This is a genomic window from Gilliamella sp. Pra-s60 (genome assembly GCF_009795755.1).
In the GTDB taxonomy this organism is placed as follows: domain Bacteria; phylum Pseudomonadota; class Gammaproteobacteria; order Enterobacterales; family Orbaceae; genus Gilliamella.
Genome location: NZ_WTFA01000014.1, coordinates 26991 through 46551, shown reverse-complemented (window position 1 = coordinate 46551; position 19561 = coordinate 26991). Strand labels below are relative to the sequence as shown.

The window sequence follows — 19561 nt, the reverse complement described above, 5'->3', positions numbered from 1 at the left end:
GGCAACCGGCAACCGGCAACCGGCAACCGGCAACCGGCAACCGGCAACCGCGCGGCATTGGAAGCCCTATTTCTAAATCTTATTCAATCTGTTGATAGTCAAAAACAGACTCCATTCTTATTTTTATCACCGAAGTCATTTCGCATAGCGATATCGACGGCTTTATCGGTAACATCATCGGACAAATTATCGTCGATTTTCAAATTGTTGTCTAAATCCTCGTTGTTTTTTGCGCCATTAGTCTTATTGTCATATACGCAGGGTACACAGGCTTTAACGGCAAGTACAACTAATACCATTGAGGGTAGTGCACCATATTTAACGTTTGATGGTGGTCAAACAAAGATAACTGATACAGAAAATTTATTGTTTATAACGTTGCCAGATGGAACAAAGTTCACACCTTCGACGAATACAAGTGTAACAAATCCAATAAAATTGCCAAATGCAGGGAGTAAATTAGATGACATCACAATAATTATTCCGCCGACACAAAGTTCAATCGATATCAATGATTTTGTTACTCAAGGATATTGGGGGGATGATGATGGTGATGGACAGACAACGGCAACGGGTAAGATATCAGTAACGTTTACCGATAAAATCGGTAATACAGTTGGTCGTAGTGATGCATTAGATATATGTAAAGCACCTTATAAGGTAACCCTAACAAGTACAAGTGGCACATTAACAACGCAGTATGGATTGCCAAGAAGTAGGATTTTCAATGGTGCTACGGTGGATTATTATATTAACCCATATGATAATATAGGTCTTTGTTCGGTCAGGCCGAATTTGTTGTTTGGTGGCACAAATTATGCTCGGGACGACCCACGCTATGCAGGCCCAGTTAACATATGGAATCCTGACAAGGGCTTTTTAGTTCAGTCAACAACCCCATCATCTTACGGTTTAAATTTTCCTACTACGGGTTCAGATGGCTTGTATTTTGATTTGGATATAGGGGGTATTGACGCAAGTCAGTTAAGTTGGACAGTTAACACAGTAGGTAGTCTAAGCGCAACGGTGAGTTGGACAAGGCCGCGTACAGATTCACACCGAGACCCATGGCGTGGAACTACCATACAACACGATAATTGGATTACTGATAAATCCAAGAATGTAACGCGGGTAACGTTGCATGGTCCTAAAGCTGATAGTACTCAAATAAGTTCAAGTAATCCAAGTTCATTAGCACGTCCATCTTTGCCACAGACATTTGAGTTGGTCGGTAGGGATAGTAGTGGTAATGAGCTTCGGTATGGATTTGTGTTGAGGCAGTGGTTTGTCAATCGGGGTTATAAATATGATCACACTCCTAATCACATCACATGGTGTAATAGTTTGGGTTATCGTTTGTCACAGGTAAGGGATTTAACCAATGCGGTTTGTTCTGGTTGGCAGTCAGACAGTAATTGTCGAGGCGCAGTAGGCGCTACGCCGTCGTCTAGTAATAATGTTTACATGCGTCACATAGGTGCAGGTTTTTTCACGGAGTGGGGACGCATGGACAACTACGCTGATGCGGGCTTTGTGTACGACTACTATTGGACAAGCGACGTTATAGACTCGAATTTCCGTGTCCACTCAAGCGACGGCTTCGTCAACAACGACACGACCATTCGCTTTTACGCTGTTTGCACCTTTTAGGTTTTAGTTCTTAATCCTAAGAGAACGGGGTGGTTTAAAACTGTGGTCTATTTTAGTTTGGTAGGGTTTCGGATGTTTTGACCTTTGGTGAACAAAGTAGTCACAGTGATCACGTCCGAGCCAAGGTAATTCGCTTTAATTCCCTGACTCGGACGTGTGACCACAACAGCTATTTTATCCACCCAAAGCCCAAACGTCTGAAACCATCGCACTCAATTTATTCTATTCACAAAAACAAAAAAGGCTGATTTTCCGCTAAAAAATCGGTCAGGAAAGGTATTATTTTTAACAATACTAACTATTTCTTATCATTAAACTTGACAATAAATTAGCAACTCTTGATAATAGCGCCGTTTTTTTAATCTAATAACTTCATTATAACGAGGTGGCAAAATGCCTGTAATTAACACTTTATCTTAATGCCGACTTGGTATTTCTATCCTATTGTCTTTTGCTTAGTTTTTTCTAAGCTTCTTCGTTGCAATTCAATCTATAGATTTTTGCCTTGTCGGTTTTCCCTTATTTTTTGGAGAAAACATTATGACAACGGAATCTTATATTCAAAATTTAGAATTAATTAAATATCCACGAACACCTCATTTAGAAGGATCACGCTTACAATTTGGTGATAGTGAACATGGACAACGTCCTTATAAACAGTTAACTGGTCAGTATATTGTTGTTGAAGAAAAGCTTGATGGTGCAAACTGTGCAATTAGTTTTTCGGCAAGTGGTGAACTTTTGCTTCAATCCCGAGGACATTATTTGATAGGGGGAGCTAGAGAGCGTCAATTTAACCTATTAAAACACTGGGCTTGCGTGCATGAAAAATGGCTACTTGAGCGTTTAGAAGATCGTTATATCCTTTATGGTGAATGGTTACATAAAAAGCATGCTATTTTTTATGATGCATTACCTCATTATTTTTGTGAATTTGATATTTGGGATAGGCAACAAAACTGTTTTTTATCGACTTTAAAACGACATCAGTTATTAGCTGACGGTCCTATTTTATCGGTACCTGTGTTGTTTGCAGGGCTTGCTCCCGCTAAATTAAGTGATTTATTAGCGTTAATTACATCTTCTTTAGCTAAAACCGCCAATTGGCGTGCTTGTTTTGAAAAGATGGTAATGCGTGAAAAACTTGATTTAACTAAAGCTTGGCAACAATGTGATGATTCTGATTTGATGGAGGGATTATATATTAAAATCGAATCGGAAGAGCAAACGCTTGATCGCTTAAAATGGGTTAGGCAAGATTTTGTTCAGGCGATTTTAGATGCAGGACAGCACCATAGTGAACAGCCTTTTATTCCAAACCAATTGGCTCAAAATGCTCAGTTATATACGCCACAATTGACGGTGAATTGGAATAATCGATGCCTAAATGGAGGTAAGTGATGAATTACCAAGCATTAAAACAGCAAATAGCAAGTACCTTGGCAACTGATGATTTTAGTCCATGGTTAACGTGTATTCCTGAATTGAATGACTTAATCATTACACCGCAAGATCCCTCGCACCATGGCGAGGGTAACGTTTGGATTCATACGCAAATGGTGATACGGGCATTATTGGCAGAAGAAGAATTTGCCAATGCAACAGAAGATGAGCAGTTTGTATTATTTATGACGGCTTTGTTGCATGATATCGCTAAACCTGAAACCACGGTTATTGATGAAGACACAGGTAAAATTACGCAACCACGGCATTCCAAAAAAGGCGAGATTCGTAGTCGTATTTTATTATGGCGAATGGGTGTACCATTTGATTTACGTGAGCAAATTTGCCGAATCATTAGTGTACATCAAGTGCCTTTTTTTGCATTAAGTGATGCGCAAAAAAAGAGATCGCCTGAGTTTTTAATTCATCGTTTATCATGGCAATTGCCTATTTGGATGTTATGCCTGCAAGCAAAAGTGGATATGAAAGGGCGCATTTGTGCTGATAAAAAAAAAGCACTTGATGAAGTTGAATTATTCAAGCAGTTGGCGCTTGAGGAGGCGTGTTTATATCAGCCTCGCCAATTTGTTGATGATTATACTCGAGTGCAATATTTTCGAGGCAGTAATGTGTTACCTGATTATCCATTGTTTCCGCAAAAAGGTTCTCATGTGATTATGCTATCGGGTTTACCTGCTTCAGGTAAAAATAGTTGGATCAGTCAGCATTACCCAACTTGGGCGGTTGCTTCTTATGATGATGCTAGAACTGAGCTAAAATTAAAGCATGGTGAAAACGAAGGGCTTGTTATTCAATTTGTTCTGGCAAAGGTTAAACAGTGGTTAAGAGCAAAACAACCTTTTATTTGGAATGCGACTCACTTATCGCAAGAGATGCGTCAAAAGGCATTGGATTTGCTTTATGCTTATCATGCGAATGTGGAAATCGTCTATCTTGAACAGCCAGAAAAAGAGTTGTATCGCCGTAACTCTGCGCGGGATACGACCTTGCCAAATAAAACCATTCAACGGTTATTAAATAAATGGGAAGTTCCACTACAGACTGAAGCGCATAAGGTGAGTTATTTAATTAATTCATAACACTATTATTCATATTATATCATACTCATTGGGGCTGATATTAAGCCCCAAAATTGGTTGAATGATAGTGATAATTTATTTTTTTTGCTTATTTTCTTTATTATATTGAAACAAAAACCAAGTCACCGCAATTAAATCCGCCGTGCCTCCTGGGCTTAAATTACGTTTAATTAATTCAATATCAAGCTGATGAAGGTTCTGCCGTGCTTGAGGATGAGCAATACCGCCTTGTTTGATCAGTTTTTGGGCTTGCTCTTGAACAAAAGCCAACCCTTCAAGTCCACCTCGAGCAACCAAGTTGGTATCTTGATTAAAGGCAAGCAAATGTAACATTACTTGTAATAAGCTGGTTTCTTCGTCGTAACTGTGATTTTGCATTTCTTGATAAATAGGTAATGAAATGTTTCTAACTGTCGCATAACCTGATTCAGCTTCACCTCGTGCGCCAGAGAGTTTGTGGCGTTTAAATAATTTTTCGCCTATTGAATTAGCTTGGTTATTTTGTTGTAGTTCGCTGTGGACGATGCCTTGGCAAATTGCTGAAACTTGCTCACAAATGCTTTGTGCATTGGTCGACAAGCCGAGTTGTTCTAATCGACCTATCGCCCCTAACAACAATCCAAAGGCAAAAATTCCTCCTTTATGGGTATTTATTTGGTTAGTGGCTTGGAACATGGCTTGTTCGCACTCAATACCAATAGGTCTAATACCGGCTAAAAATAGGTTGTTATCGTGTAAAGCTGATGTTTTTCCGTAGTTGTAAAAATGTTCAAACCAGTGACTAATGGCGTTGATGCTGTGGACAAAGGTTTGAAAATCCATGTCACGATGGGAGCCACTATTATTCATATCAACCAGTCCGGGCTTAGGTGACAGACAAATTTCTTTAATGAGCGCTTGGGTTGCCAGTTTTGCAGGTAAACATCGGTTGGGGTCATTATTGAGTTTTAGTTCTAATAATGCTATTTGCTGATAATAATTATTCATTATTATTTTTACCTATTGGGATGAGAGTTAGTATGTTGTGCGCTACGATGGTGTAATAAACCAATCCATTGCTTTAAATGGTTTGGTTTATTATAAAAATTAGTAATCACTAGTTGATACAGCAAGTACTTCCCGATTGCCGTTGTGGCTTGGGGCGCTAATGATGCCCTCAACTTCCATTTGTTCTACAATTCGGGCAGCACGGTTATAGCCGATTCTAAATTTTCGTTGCACACTAGAAATAGACGCTCGTCGGGTTTCGACAACAAATGCGACAACTTGATCAAATAATGGATCAAGTTCTTCGCCTAACATATCAGCGTTGCTGTTTTCGCTATCATCGCTTGCTACAGTGACATTTTCAATATATTTTGGCGTGCCACGCGCTTTCCAATCTTGCACAACAGCATGCACTTCTTCATCACGGACAAAGGCGCCGTGTACACGAATTGGTATAGAGCTATTCGGGGCTAAATATAGCATATCCCCCATGCCAAGTAGTGATTCTGCACCCATTTGATCTAAAATAGTGCGTGAGTCAATTTTGCTTGATACGGTAAAGGCAATCCGTGTAGGAATATTGGCTTTGATTAATCCAGTAATGACATCGACCGATGGGCGTTGTGTTGCTAGTACAAGGTGTATGCCTGCCGCTCTTGCTTTTTGTGCAAGCCGTGCAATTAGTTCTTCGACTTTTTTACCAACAGCCATAATAAGGTCAGCAAATTCATCAACCATAACGACAATGTATGGTAACTTTTCAAGCGTTGGCATGTTAAGATCCATGCTGTCGGTTGGTTTCCAAAGTGGATCAGGAATTGGTCTGCCCATTTGTTCTGCTAATTTTATTTTTTCGTTATAGCCTGCAATATTGCGTACGCCTAATGCTGACATTAAGCGATAACGACGTTCCATTTCGTTAACACACCAGTTGAGCGCATTAGCAGCATCTTTCATGTCGGTTACTACTTGAGTTAGTAAGTGAGGGATCCCTTCATAAATAGAAAGCTCAAGCATTTTGGGGTCGATCATTATAAACCTGACATCTTCGGGTTGTGACTTATATAAGATGCTTAGGATCATTGCATTGACGCCAACTGATTTTCCCGATCCTGTGGTACCTGCAACCAGTAAATGTGGCATTTTTGCCAGATCAGCAACCACTGATTGCCCAGAAATATCTTTACCTAATACCACGGTAAGAGGAGATTGTGCGTCTTTAAATTGTGGGCTGTCTAAGACTTCTCGAAAATAGACTGTTTGGCGATTTTTATTCGGTAATTCAATACCAACATAAGGTTTGCCCGGAATCACTTCAACCACACGTACCGAAGGCATGGAGAGTGAGCGTGCTAAATCTCGGTCAAGTGTTGAAATTCGTGCAGCTTTAATGCCTGGGGCAAGTTCAATCTCAAAACGGGTTATAACAGGGCCAGGCATGTAGTCAACCACTTTTGCTTTAACGCGGTAGTCAGATAAGCTTTTTTCAATAAGTTCAGACATTGCGCTGAGTGCCGCATGATCCACTTCAATGCGTGCCGTTGGTGGTGCAGTTAATAAGTTTAAAGACGGCAGTGGTGTGGTCGGTTTCGGTAATGGTTTGTCATTACGTCTTAATAATGGGTGTATTAAGCTGTCTTTGTCATCTTCTTCAATGTGTTGAATTTGTTCAATTTCTGGAACTTGTTCAAATTGTTCAAATTGCTCACTTTTTTGGGCGTTTTCAATCCTCGCTTCTTCTGGGTAGATGTCGTCGATAACTGGGTTTTCTTTTTTGAGTGCTTCGGTATCAACGTATTCTTGTTGTTCTATGTTTGTTTCCGTTTCGGTATCTGTTATAAGCTCTATATTTGCCGAGTTTTCTGTGTTTGTTGTAACTTCTGATTCTGGTATAAATGGTTGTTTAGTTTCCGCTATTTCAATTGTGGAAACGTCGAGGGTTGCTTCAGATGGTGTTTGTTCATTAGTAAATGTAATTTCAGGTTCATTATGCACTGAAGTAAATAAGGGTTTACTTGGTGCATCTGAAATTGTGTACTTTTCTGGTTCTTCGAATGGTAATTTTTGTTCTGATTTTTGTGTTTGTATGACTTGTTTTATTTGCTCCATCGATGAAGATAGCGTTTTTTCTTGCTCTGGCGTTGCTTGATTGTTATTCATGTTTTGAATAATTGATTCAAGGCGAGATAAGATCTCGTCTGGGTCGAGCTCTTTTTTTGATTGGCTATCTGTTTTAGGTGATGTTTCTACCGTCTGGGTCGATGTTGTTAATGTTGTTAATGTTGGTAATTGTGCATCTTGATGGCGATTGAGTAGTTCGTCTGTTGTTTTTATTGTTATTGTTTCATCTTGTATCGATGCGCTGTTATCCAAAGATTCTGCTTGAGATGCTTCGTTATTAACGATAGATGGTGATTGAATTAGATTGCAATTATCCTCTTTTTGATCGAAAGGAATGGTAAATTGCGGTTCTTTTGTTTCTTCATTGGTTGATGCAATTGGGTTTTTTGATATTGCATCTGTTTGTTCTATTTTATGGGTTTTTCTTGGCGTTATTAACCATCTAATTGGTAAGAGTAATAACATGACAAAAGCGCCCAATTTTTCAATTAGATTTAACCATGATAATCCCGTTAATAATGTGACACAGGCTAAGCAAGTTCCAAGAAGAATTAAGGATAAAGCAAAGCGATCTATAATGGATAAAAGACTTTCAATCACTATTGCACCAAGGTAGCCACCCGCTTCAAATTGTTCAGAATCACCAATATTTAGCGCAAAAAAGCCAGTAGCGCTAAATATAAATGCTAAAACGCCAATAATCCGAAACGATAAGCTAAAGTAGTTAATCGGATCATCGGTATGTTTATAAAAATAAACGCTTAGCTGTAAACAAATAAAAATGATAATGAAAGGTATGCTATAAGCAATAAAGCCTAAAAATTGGAAAAAAATATCAGTGGTATAAGCACCAATATAACCGCCAAAATTGCTAATAGGATCATGCCAAGCCGTACGAGACCAGCCTGGATCAGATGGATCGTAAGTGAATTGTGATAAAAATAAACAAACAGCTAACCCAATTATTGTTAGTAAAATAAGTTGGGTTGTAATTTGTTTTCTTGTTATTTTTGGCTTTTTCAAACACGTACCTAAACATTGTCGTTATTAAAATTGTGGGCATTTTATCATAAATTGCACTCTCTCAAAGAGTGAATAAAAGATAAAACCGCATTTATTATTATCTATCGTATCGTTATGGGTTAACTGGTGTTAGATTTTGGTTAAATCGTTTCCCATTTTGTACGTAATGTTGTGCATTTTTTATGTTGCCGTTGATTTCTGCTTCGGTAAGTTTGCGGACGATTTTGGCAGGCGATCCCATAATTAGACAACCTTCTTCATAAGGGAGAGAATGGGTAACAAGTGAGTTAGCCCCTACTAAGCAGTTTTTAGCAATTTTGGCGTTATTGAGAATTGTACTGCCCATGCCAATTAGTACATTATCCTCAATCGTACAGCTATGAAGAATGACGTTGTGACCGATAGTGACGTTTTTACCAACAATACAAGGTATGTTGGTTTCAAGATGAATTGTGCAGTTATCTTGTACGTTACTATTTTTACCAATGTAAATAGGTGCAATATCACCACGCAAAACAGTATTAAACCAGATAGAGACACCTTCGGCTAAGGTGACATCGCCAATAATATCGGCCGATTTTGCAATAAAACAGTCTGCGTCGATTTTGGGGCGTAAGTTGTCTAGTTGATAAATCATGCTTGACCTCTTTTCGGACTTTTTATACTTAAAATAATGCTAATGTAATAAGGTTATCTAAACTCATAGCTAGCTATTATTTATATTAGCTAAATGAATCAATTTCATCTTGTGTAAGAGGGCGGTATTCGCCTTCTGGAATATCAACAATTATTTTACCTATTTGTTTGCGATGCAACGCAACAACATGGTTATTGACTGCTGCAAACATGCGTTTAACTTGGTGATAACGCCCTTCACTAATGGTTAGTTCGGCATGGTATTGATCGATAATATTTAATTTAGCGGGTTTAGTCAGTGATTTTTCACTTTTTAATTGAATGCCGTTTTTAAATATATCAATGAGTTCAGTTTGTAATGGTTGTTCAACTGTGACGATATAGACTTTTTCGCAATGATGTTTGGGGGATGTGATTCGGTGTGACCATTGACCGTCATCAGTTAGTAAAACAAGCCCAGTCGTATCAAGATCAAGCCTACCTGCTGCATGCAATTTTTCAGGCATGGGTTCATCAATAAAATAGAGTATAGTTGGGTGATCTGGATCATCAGTCGAGCAGACATAACCTTGAGGTTTATTGAGCATAAAGTAACGATTATTGGTTACGGGGATGATTTCATAGCCATCATACTCAACCACGTGTTCCGGTAATAGCTGGTAAGCACCTGATTTTACTATTTCACCATCGACGGTGACTTTTTTAGCTTTCAGTTCTTTGTTAACAATTGTTCTACTTATGCCTAAATGATGAGCAAGAAATTTATCTAATCGCATAATCTAAATCATTTATCCTTATGAATTAAAGGGGAGTGTAAATGTCAAAACGGTGATTTTTAGTTTTAATTTCTGCCGTTGGTTTTTGGTTGGCTAAAAAGGGTGCGTAATCTGGCCTTTTTACTACCACGCGTTTTTTTGCGAGTTGCCTTGCGGGTTCTAATAAGCTGTCAGCATCGTTGTCGCTACCAACTAATAGTTGAAAAATACGCATTTCTTTTTTGACAAGCGCACTTTTTTGACGATGTGGAAACATTGGGTCAAGGTAAACTACGTCTGGTTTTTCAAGTTGCGAATTTAAGCCTGTTTGGCTTGAACTATAATTCAATTGTAAGCGTTGTTGTAGCCAGTCTCCGATTTTAGGGTCTTGATAACCGCGTTGTAAGCCATCGGCTAATAACGCCGCAACCACTGGGTGTCTTTCAAACATTGTTACATAACACCCAAGTGAGGCAAGTACAAAGGCGTCTCGTCCAAGTCCTGCTGTTGCATCAACAATAGTGGGTAAATACTCACCTTTTATTCCAACTGCTTTTGCAATAGCTTCCCCACGCCCACCGCCAAATTGGCGACGATGCGCCATTACACCCGATAAGAAATCCACCGTTATTGCTCCTAATTTAGGTTCATCGGTTTTTTGTAAGGCAAGATGATTTTCTTGTTGTGTTAATGTAAAGGGAAGATCTTTATTTGTGGATAACCACAGTTCAGCTAACTGTTTTAGCTGAACTAAGTTAGAACTAGCGGATGCCATAATGATGAAGTAATGCCTCTAGTTGTGGTTCACGACCTCGGAAGTTTTTAAATAATGTCATTGGTTCATCGCTACCACCTTGTGACAAGATGTTATCAAGAAACGCATTACCTGTTTTGGCATTAAAAATGCCTTCTTCTTCAAAGCGGGAAAATGCATCAGCAGAGAGTACTTCGGCCCATAAATAACTGTAATAACCTGCCGCATAACCACCTGCAAAAATATGGCTAAAGGCATGCGGGAATCGTCCCCATTCAACAGTTGGCACAACGGCAACTTGTTTTCTGACTTCAGCTAATGTGTTTAAAATATCGGGGTTTTGTTGGGTATGTAATTTAAAGTCAAAAAGCCCAAATTCTAATTGGCGTAGAATAAATAGCGCTGCTTGATAGTTTTTAGCATCTAGCATTTTTTCTAACATTTCAGTAGGGAGTGGTTCGCCGGTTTGATAATGTCCTGAAATAAAAGCAAGGGCTTCAGGTTGCCAACACCAGTTTTCTAAAAATTGACTTGGTAACTCAACAGCATCCCAAGGAACGCCATTAATTCCTGCTACAGAGGATACATCAATTTCGGTTAGCATATGGTGCAAGCCATGACCAAATTCATGAAATAGGGTTGTTACTTCGTCATGAGTAAATAAGGCAGGCTTGTCGCCAACAGGGCGATTGAAGTTACAGGTTAAATAAGCAACGGGAGTTTGTACATGACCGTCAGTAAAGCGCATACGACCAATGCAGTCATCCATCCATGCGCCACCGCGTTTATGTTCTCGTGCATATAAGTCAAGATAAAAGCTACCTTTTAATTCACCATTAGCTGTATATAGATCATAGAATTTGACTTCAGGATCCCAAACTTCAACACCTTGTCGTTCTTTGGCTGTAATGCCAAAAATGCGGTGTACTACTTCAAATAGACCATTTATCACTCGTTGCTGAGGGAAGTAAGGACGTAATTCTTCATCGTTGATGGTGTATAAGTATTGTTTTTGTTTTTCGCTATAATAAGCAACATCCCATGGTTTGATGTCGCTTGCACCAAAAAATTCATAGGCATAACGTTTAAGTTCCGCTAACTCTTTTTCACCTTGTGGTTTGGCTTTGTTTGCTAAATCCGTTAAAAATTCGATAACTTGAGTAGTTGATTTGGCCATTTTTGTGGCTAGGGATTTATCCGCATAGGTATTGAATCCAAGTAATTGGGCTAGTTCATCACGTAATGTTAATATTTGTTTGATGATTTCGGTGTTGTCCCATTTACCCGCATTAGGACCTTGATCCGATGCTCGAGTGTTATAAGCTTGATAAAGTTCAAAACGTAAATCACGGTTATCACAATAGGTCATGACAGGTAGGTAACTTGGTATATCTAAGGTAAGCAACCATCCCTCTTTGTCTTTCATTTTTGCTTGTTCTTTTGCTGCTGCAAGCGCACTTTCAGGCATACCAGAAAGTGCTTTAATATCGGTAATTAATTTTGACCATCCCATGGTCGCATCTAATACGTTGTTGCTATATTGTGATGATAATTCTGATAGTTTTGCAACTATCTCACCGTAGCGTTTTTGTTTATCATCAGGCAATCCAATTCCCGATAATTCAAAATCACGCAATGCATTGTCAATAACTTTTTTTTGCGCTTTGCTTAAAGTAGCATAGTGTTGGCCTTCTTTGATTTGTTTGTAAGCTTGATATAAAGGTTTATGCTGTCCAACCCATGTGCTGTACTCAGATAGTAGTGGTAAGCAAGCTTCATAAGCCTCTCGTAATTCAGGGCTGTTTTTAACCGAATTAAGATGGCTAATAGGTGACCAAGCGCGACTGAACTTTTCGTCCATTTCGTCAATAGGTTGAATTAAATTATCCCAAGTATATTGGCTGTTTTGCTTTAATACTGTTTCAATGGTATTTTTGCAGTTTTTTAAGGTTTCTTGTATAGCAGGTAAAACATGCTCGGGCTTAATTTGTGAAAAAAGGGGTAATGGGGCTTTTGTTAATAATGGATTGGTCATGTTGCAATACCTTTATACAAATGGAGTTTGTTGATTAAACATAATATGGTGGCAAATGCTGTTAATTCAAGGGATGTTGTTTTAGGGAATATTTATAATCCCATCAATTTACGTTCGCGTTGCCATTCAGTAGGTGTATATGTTTTTATAGAAAGTGCGTGGATACGGTTATCGCTAATAAATTCAGCCAAAGGAGCATAGATTGCTTGTTGTTTTTTTACTCGAGTTAAATCAGCAAATAATTCTCCCACTGCAATAACTTGAAAGTGACTGCCATCGTCAGTTAAAACATGAATATCATCAAGTTCGAGTGAGCTGTTTAATTTGTCTATAATTTCTTGTTTATTCATTAGTAATACTCATCATTAATATAAATGTAGGGCTATTTTTGTTAAAATGTTCTAGGTAACGCTGTATTGTGGTGCGTTTTTTGCATGATATTTCATACGGAAACCTGACATATTTTAAATGTTGATTACGGGTTGTAGATCATACAAGGTAATTAATGTTTGTAACTGAGGATTGATACCTTTGAGCTTGACATGATATTTATTGCAAAAATAAATTAAAGTCGCGAGCCCTGAAGAATCAACCCGAGTCAGTTGCGCTACATCAATGTATTTTACACCATTTAGAATGGTGCTTTGTGTTGACCATAAATCATTTAAAGAGTGAACATCAAGTTCACCCTGTAAAGACAATACTTCTTGTTGTTTTTCTGTTTTTATTCGCGACATTATCACTAGCCTTTAGGTTTAGCGTTTGGGTCTATATTGCGATTTGAAAGTTCATTTAATTGTTTGGTTAATGCATCAATACCATCTTGACGTAAAATTGTTGACCATTCATTTTGTTTGGTTGTTATCATGCTAACGCCTTCGGCAATTAAATCATACGCTTTCCATTCGCCAGTCACTGAATTTTTACGCCACTGGAAATCAATACGCAATGGTTGTTGATTTTTATCCGGTTGATTTAATAAAACACGAATAGAAATAAGTGTTTTTCCAGTTAAATCTTTAGGAGATTCAACTTGATAAGTTTGACCATTATACATAGATAACGCTTGAGCAAATGCTTGTACTAGGTAGTTTTCAAAAGCAGTAAAGTAAGCTGTACGTTGTGCTTCTGTAGCGCTTTTATAGTAATTACCTAAAATTAATGCGCCAGCATACTTTACTTGCACATAAGGTAATAAATCTTTTCTTACAATCTCTTTAAGTTTATTAGGGTTTGATTTTAGTGCAGCAGATTGTGAATTCATAGTGCTAAAAAGTTTATCAGCAGAAACTTGCATTTCTTTATAGGGATCGTTTTCAGCAAAGGCTGTAGAACTAAACAATAAAGCTAATACTAAAAGAATGGTTGTTTTAAATTTGTTTAACATGTTAACTCCTTAGTTTTCAGTTGTATCTTCTTTTTTATCTTTGGTAGCTTTGTCTTTATCTGATGAGCCACCTATGCTGTAAAGGAATTTACCTATAAGATCTTCTAAAATGATGGCTGGTGTGGTGTTTTGCACAACAAAACCTTCGAGTAAGTATGGCGGAGTTTTATTTTTTTCTGCTTTAGCTACAACAGCAGGGTCAACGCCTATTGCGTCAACATTAAATTCTGTTTCTCTATCAACGCCTATATTGATATCAATAAATTGTTCTCCAAGTATTCCAGATGTCTTAATTGCAAGTGAACTTGAACTTGGAATTTTGTTATATTGTGTATCGATATCCATTGCTACATAAGGTTTGTATTGATTACCATTCGACGAATTTAGCGAAATATTATTGACGCGACCAATGACTACCCCACCAATTTTGATAGGTGAGCGAGCTTTTAATCCTCCGATATTTTCAAACACAGCATAGACACGATAAGTGTTATGGCTAGCAAATGATGTTGGATCAGTAACTCTAAAACACAAAAATAGCACTGAGCAAATAACCAGCACCATAAATAATCCAACGGTAATTTCAACTTTACGATTCATGTCTATGACCTCAATGACTAAACATTAATGCGGTTAAAATAAAATCTAACCCCAAAATAACTAATGATGAATAAACAACAGTATTTGTTGTTGCTCGACTAATTCCTTCTGATGTTGGTACGCAATCATAACCGTTAAACAGTGCAATCCAAGTGCTTGCAATGGCAAATGCAAAGCTTTTAACAAAACAGTTTCCTAAGTCATGCCACCAATCGACATTGCTTTGAATCGATGACCAAAAGAATCCTGAATCAATACCTTTCCAATCAACCCCAACCAACATACCGCCTAAAATGCCAACCGCAACAAAAATAGCTGTTAGAAATGGCATGCAAAAAAATCCAGCCCAAAAGCGTGGCGCAATGATGCGTCTTAACGGATCAACTGCCATCATTTCTAAACTTGATAGTTGTTCAGTAGCTTTCATTAAACCAATTTCAGCGGTTAAGGCTGAACCAGCACGACCAGCAAATAGTAGGCCGGCAACAACAGGGCCTAACTCACGAAGTAGCGCAAGGGCAACCATCATCCCTAAACTTGCTTCGGCACCAAAGGTGGTTAGAATAAAGTAACCTTGCAAGGCCAAAACCATGCCAATAAAAAGACCAGAAACAATAATGATAGTGAGTGATTGTACTCCAACAAAATAAAATTGCTTAATGAGTAATGGGAATTGTTTATTAAATTGTGGTTTACCAATTAATGCTCCAAAAAGCATCACACCAGAACGGCCAATCATCGCAATGATATTAATAATCCATTGTCCTAATTTTGCCAATAAATTCAACATTATTTTACACCTCTGCTTAGGTCTAGTTTGTAATCATCAGCAGGATAATGAAAAGGCACAGGACCATCTGCCAATCCGTCAAGAAACTGTTTTACTCGCAAATCATCATTGTCACGTAATTGCTGTGATGTACCACCTGCAATAATATGTTGTTCAGCTACAATATAGGCATAATCTGCAATACTTAACACTTCGTTTACATCATGGCTGACAACAATGCAAGTTAACCCTAATGATTGGTTAATTTCAGATATCAGCTTAACAATAACTCCCATTGAAATAGGGTCTTGCCCTGCAAAAGGTTCGTCAAACATAATTAGATCAGGATCAAGCGCAATAGCTCGAGCTAAAGCGGCTCGCCTTGCCATACCGCCTGATAGTTCCGATGGCATCATTTGAGCTGCACCACGTAAACCAACAGCTTGTAATTTCATTAAGACCAAATTATGCAATATAGGTTCAGGTAATTTGAAGTGCTCACGTAGTGGGTAAGCAACATTATCAAACACAGTTAGATCGGTAAATAAAGCTCCCGATTGGAATAACATGCTCATACGTTTACGAACTTCATATAACCTTGAGCGCGACATGCTTGGCACATCTTCGCCATCAAATAGAATTTTACCTGATTGTGGTTTTAATTGACCACCAATGAGTCGTAGTAGCGTTGTTTTACCAATTCCTGATGGCCCCATTATAGCGGTGACTTTGCCTTTAGGAACGTTCAAACTCATATTTTTATAAATAGGCTGCGTTCCACGGTAAAAAGACATGTCGTGAATTTCAACCAAATTTTGCTGTAATGCGTTTGTCAAAGTGATTCCCTACACTACTGATCTAAAGTTGTCGCTATTTTACTTGATAATTGAGAATAAAGGAAATGTATTAAAGTTATTGTTTTATTGTAATGATATTAATTGTTAATATAAAACGCTCATTACTTTTTATACCAAAAAAGTAAAAAAGTAGAAAGCGTTTATGTCTTTTTTGTTAGCTTGTTTACAATATTATTGATAATAAGTGTTTTAATACCTTGCCATTTGTAGATCCACCATTAAAGCCCAAGCATCAATACCACCTGTAAGATTGTAAAGATAATCGCTATCAAAGCCATTTTCAGCTAAATAATTGGCGACATTAAGGCTTCTTATACCATGATGGCAATAAATAACAATATCGACTTCATCCGGAATTTTGTCTAAATAAAGGGGAATTAGATTCATTGGAATATGTGTTGATCCATGAATGTTGCAAATTGCAACTTCGTTAGCTTCGCGTACATCAAGTAAAAAAATATCATTGGACTGGTTTAATTTTTGTGCTAGTTTGGTTGGGGTTATTTCTTTTATTGTTGCCATAATGATCAGCCTTCAAAATAGTTGTCAAAAAGTGTTTGGTAGTATCTGCGCTTAAAAAAATACCGGTTGAATTTGGCAACTGTTTTCTATGATAAAGATCACCCTGTTAGTAATTAACAGGATGATCGGTTTTAGATTATGCCTCTAACGCTTTATTGATTTTTTCATATAAATCTTTAGAAAGATTTTCGATTTTTAGTAATGCTTCGAGTGATTGTCGCATTTGTTTTTGGCGATTTTCGTCATAACGTTTTAATCGAATCAATGGATCGATAAGTCTTGCGGCAACTTGAGGGTTTTTTTGGTTTAACTCAATGAGAATCTCAACTAAAAATTGATAACCACTGCCATCTTCAGCGTGAAATGCCACAGGATTATTATTTACAAAAGCTCCAATTAATGCACGAATCCGATTTGGGTTACTGAGTGTAAATGAGCGGTGAGTTAATAATTTTTTCACGGTAGCAAGAACATTCTTTTCTGGGCTTGTTGCGTTTAGTGTTAACCATTTGTCCATAACAAGTCCATCTTGATGCCATTTGTCATCAAAGTTAACCAATAACTCAGTTCGACAATCAAGTTCAGCTTTTACAGCTATACTCAAGGCAGCTAAACAATCGGTCATATTATTGGATTGGTGATATTGTTGAGTAACAAGTGAATTAATTTGCGTTTTATTATCAGCATATCCAAGTAAAGATAAACAACAATTTTTAAGTGAGCGTTTGGCAATTTCAATATGTTCAATATGATATTGTGTTGTTTTATTGTGGTAGTAAACTGCTAATAACTCATCATAAAGTTGATTGGCAAATTGTGTTAAGAAAAACAAACGTACTTGATGAATAGCAATCGGATCAACCACAGTAAATAAATTCGCTAATTCGTTTTCAGATGGGAGCGTTAATATTTGAGCAATTAATGCAGGATCGATTGAATCAGAAAGTAACACAGCTCTAAAAGCGTCAATGACAACTTCTGGCAATATTTGCTTTTTATTTTGTTGGTAATTGTGGACATTTATTCTGACATATTTGGCCAGTAACATTTGTGCTGCATCATAGCGACTAAATGCATTAGTGGCATGTTGCATTAAAAAAATTAGGTCATTATCTTGGTAATCATAGTGTAATTTTACAGGAGCTGAAAAATCACGTAATAATGAAATAATTGGTTTTTCACTGACATTGTCAAATACAAACTGCTGTTTTTCCTTGGTTACATTTAAAACATGCTGAACAGGCTTACCTTGATGTTGCAATGCAATAATATCGCCATTTTTTTTGTATAATTCAATATCAAGAGGAATATGTAAGGCTTGTTTTTGCTGCTGATCTTGTGTTGGCTTTGTACATTGCTCAACTGTTAAGGTGTATTGTTGAGTTTTTTCATCATAACTATCAGTTACCGTTAATTCAGGAGTACCTGATTGGCTATACCACAATTTAAATTGACTTAAATCGATACCAGAAGCATCTTGCATGGCAGAAACAAAATCATCACAAGTTGCGGCGCTACCATCATGGCGCTTAAAATAAAGTTTCATGCCTGCTTGGAATTTGTCTTCACCTAATAATGTATGCATCATGCGAATAACTTCAGCACCTTTTTCATACACTGTAACTGTGTAAAAATTGTTCATTTCGATAACTTGATCGGGGCGAATAGGGTGAGACATCGGGCTAGCATCTTCGGCAAATTGCACGGTTCGCATCAGTTTTACGTCATCAATTCGTTTAACGGCCCTTGAACCTAGGTCGGCACTAAACTCTTGATCACGGAATACAGTTAAGCCTTCTTTTAGACTGAGTTGAAACCAGTCTCGGCAAGTGACTCGATTGCCTGTCCAGTTATGGAAATATTCATGACCAATCACGCCTTCAATACCAAGATAATCATCATCTGTTGCGGTTTGTGGTTTGGCAAGTACATATTTTGAATTAAAGATATTCAAACCTTTGTTTTCCATCGCGCCCATATTGAAAAAATCAACCGCAACAATCATAAAGATATCTAAGTCGTATTCAAGTCCAAAACGCGTTTCGTCCCAACGCATGGCATTTTTTAAACTGGTCATTGCCCAATGTGAGCGTTCTAAATTACCTTTATCAACATAAATTTCTAAATCAACTTTACGTTTTGATTGTGTAATAAACTGATCTTTTAAAATATCAAAATCACCAGCAACTAGTGCAAACAAATAAGCGGGTTTTGGAAACGGATCTTGCCATTGTACCCAGTGTCGTCCATCAGATAGATCGCCTTGTGCTACACGATTTCCATTTGAAAGTAGGTAAGGGTAGTGTTGTTTATTGGCGGTGATGCGTGTTGAAAACCGAGCTAATACATCGGGTCTATCAAGGTAATAAGTGATATGTCGAAATCCTTCGGCTTCACATTGTGTACAAAGCGCTTCGCCTGATACATATAATCCTTCAAGTGCGGTATTATCAATGGGCTTGATTTCATTAACAATTGTTAAAGTAAATTCTGCGGGAACACCTTGAATCAGCAATCCTGTTTTTGTGATTTGATAATCATGCCACGGTTGCTCATCGATATTAACAGAAATCAATTTCAGATCTTCACCATCTAAAATAAGATCATTAACGTTATTATTTTTTCGAATTACATGACTACGTGCTGTAACGGTTGTTATTTCAGGGGCTAAATCAAAATCAAGATCAATGTCAGTAATAGTAAAATCGGGGGCTTGATAATCTAGACGATATTTTGCCTTTGGTTGAGATTGAGTTGTAGTTGTGTTCATTATTATAGAGCCTTTTATTTATACTTTGTTCAAGTTTTATCTGGTTAATAGTATAACCGATTAAAAATAATCTTATTATATAATTAATCTATATCTTCATTATTATTCTGCTATAATCTTTGACATTTTAATTAGAGTATTAACAATAAAGC

General features: G+C 37.5%; 17 protein-coding genes. 3 read left to right on the top strand and 14 right to left on the bottom strand.

What is annotated here, in order from left to right:
- The 3 genes from GQ596_RS09100 to GQ596_RS09090 all read left to right on the top strand — a co-directional run.
- Positions 1–1650: hypothetical protein (locus GQ596_RS09100; RefSeq protein ID WP_160401363.1), on the top strand; the 1650-nt coding region annotated here is incomplete at its 5' end.
- A gap of 540 nt (positions 1651–2190) precedes the next feature.
- Positions 2191–3051 (top strand): RNA ligase family protein, encoded by an 861-nt coding sequence (locus tag GQ596_RS09095; RefSeq protein ID WP_160401362.1) that lies wholly within the window; start codon positions 2191–2193, stop codon positions 3049–3051.
- Positions 3051–4193, top strand: coding sequence for an AAA family ATPase (locus GQ596_RS09090; RefSeq protein ID WP_160401361.1), 1143 nt, complete (start codon positions 3051–3053; stop codon positions 4191–4193). Before GQ596_RS09095 ends, GQ596_RS09090 begins: the two co-directional genes overlap by 1 nt.
- 75 nt (positions 4194–4268) lie before the next feature.
- Here GQ596_RS09090 and citG read toward each other — a convergent pair whose 3' ends face one another.
- From citG to pepN, 14 genes are all read right to left on the bottom strand, one after another.
- Positions 4269–5180 (bottom strand): triphosphoribosyl-dephospho-CoA synthase CitG, encoded by a 912-nt coding sequence (gene citG, locus GQ596_RS09085; protein ID WP_160401360.1) that lies wholly within the window; start codon positions 5178–5180, stop codon positions 4269–4271.
- A 99-nt stretch (positions 5181–5279) separates the two neighbouring features.
- Entirely contained in the window at positions 5280–8324 is a 3045-nt protein-coding gene (locus GQ596_RS11270) for a DNA translocase FtsK 4TM domain-containing protein (RefSeq protein WP_160401359.1), read from the bottom strand.
- A 112-nt stretch (positions 8325–8436) separates the two neighbouring features.
- A complete protein-coding gene (locus tag GQ596_RS09075; protein WP_160401358.1) occupies positions 8437–8961 on the bottom strand; it encodes a gamma carbonic anhydrase family protein in 525 nt (174 codons plus the stop codon).
- 85 nt (positions 8962–9046) lie between these two features.
- Positions 9047–9736, bottom strand: coding sequence for a 16S rRNA pseudouridine(516) synthase RsuA (gene rsuA / locus GQ596_RS09070; protein WP_160401357.1), 690 nt, complete (start codon positions 9734–9736; stop codon positions 9047–9049).
- A gap of 25 nt (positions 9737–9761) precedes the next feature.
- Positions 9762–10490, bottom strand: a complete 729-nt coding sequence (locus tag GQ596_RS09065; protein WP_160401356.1) for a class I SAM-dependent methyltransferase — start codon at positions 10488–10490, stop codon at positions 9762–9764.
- Positions 10477–12504 carry an oligopeptidase A gene (gene prlC / locus GQ596_RS09060; protein ID WP_160401355.1) on the bottom strand — a complete coding sequence of 676 codons (2028 nt, stop codon included), beginning with the start codon at positions 12502–12504 and terminating at the stop codon, positions 10477–10479. The genes GQ596_RS09065 and prlC overlap by 14 nt, the downstream gene beginning before the upstream one ends.
- Positions 12505–12596: 92 nt before the next feature.
- Positions 12597–12854, bottom strand: a complete 258-nt coding sequence (locus GQ596_RS09055) for a BolA family protein (RefSeq protein ID WP_160401354.1) — start codon at positions 12852–12854, stop codon at positions 12597–12599.
- A gap of 114 nt (positions 12855–12968) precedes the next feature.
- Complete coding sequence (locus GQ596_RS09050) at positions 12969–13241, bottom strand: STAS domain-containing protein (RefSeq protein ID WP_160401353.1); 273 nt, start codon at positions 13239–13241, stop codon at positions 12969–12971.
- 5 nt (positions 13242–13246) lie between these two features.
- A complete protein-coding gene (gene mlaC, locus GQ596_RS09045) occupies positions 13247–13891 on the bottom strand; it encodes a phospholipid-binding protein MlaC (RefSeq protein WP_160401352.1) in 645 nt (214 codons plus the stop codon).
- Positions 13892–13900: 9 nt separating this feature from the next.
- The gene (mlaD, locus tag GQ596_RS09040) at positions 13901–14491 is read right to left on the bottom strand and encodes an outer membrane lipid asymmetry maintenance protein MlaD (protein WP_160401351.1); all 591 of its coding nucleotides are present in this window, start codon (positions 14489–14491) and stop codon (positions 13901–13903) included.
- A gap of 10 nt (positions 14492–14501) precedes the next feature.
- A complete protein-coding gene (gene mlaE / locus GQ596_RS09035) occupies positions 14502–15281 on the bottom strand; it encodes a lipid asymmetry maintenance ABC transporter permease subunit MlaE (protein WP_202113782.1) in 780 nt (259 codons plus the stop codon).
- The gene (mlaF, locus tag GQ596_RS09030; protein WP_237398398.1) at positions 15281–16096 is read right to left on the bottom strand and encodes a phospholipid ABC transporter ATP-binding protein MlaF; all 816 of its coding nucleotides are present in this window, start codon (positions 16094–16096) and stop codon (positions 15281–15283) included. The genes mlaE and mlaF overlap by 1 nt, the downstream gene beginning before the upstream one ends.
- Positions 16097–16306: 210 nt before the next feature.
- Complete coding sequence (locus GQ596_RS09025) at positions 16307–16639, bottom strand: rhodanese-like domain-containing protein (RefSeq protein ID WP_160401350.1); 333 nt, start codon at positions 16637–16639, stop codon at positions 16307–16309.
- Between the two features lie 136 nt (positions 16640–16775).
- Entirely contained in the window at positions 16776–19409 is a 2634-nt protein-coding gene (gene pepN, locus GQ596_RS09020; protein WP_160401349.1) for an aminopeptidase N, read from the bottom strand.
- Positions 19410–19561 lie beyond the last annotated feature (152 nt).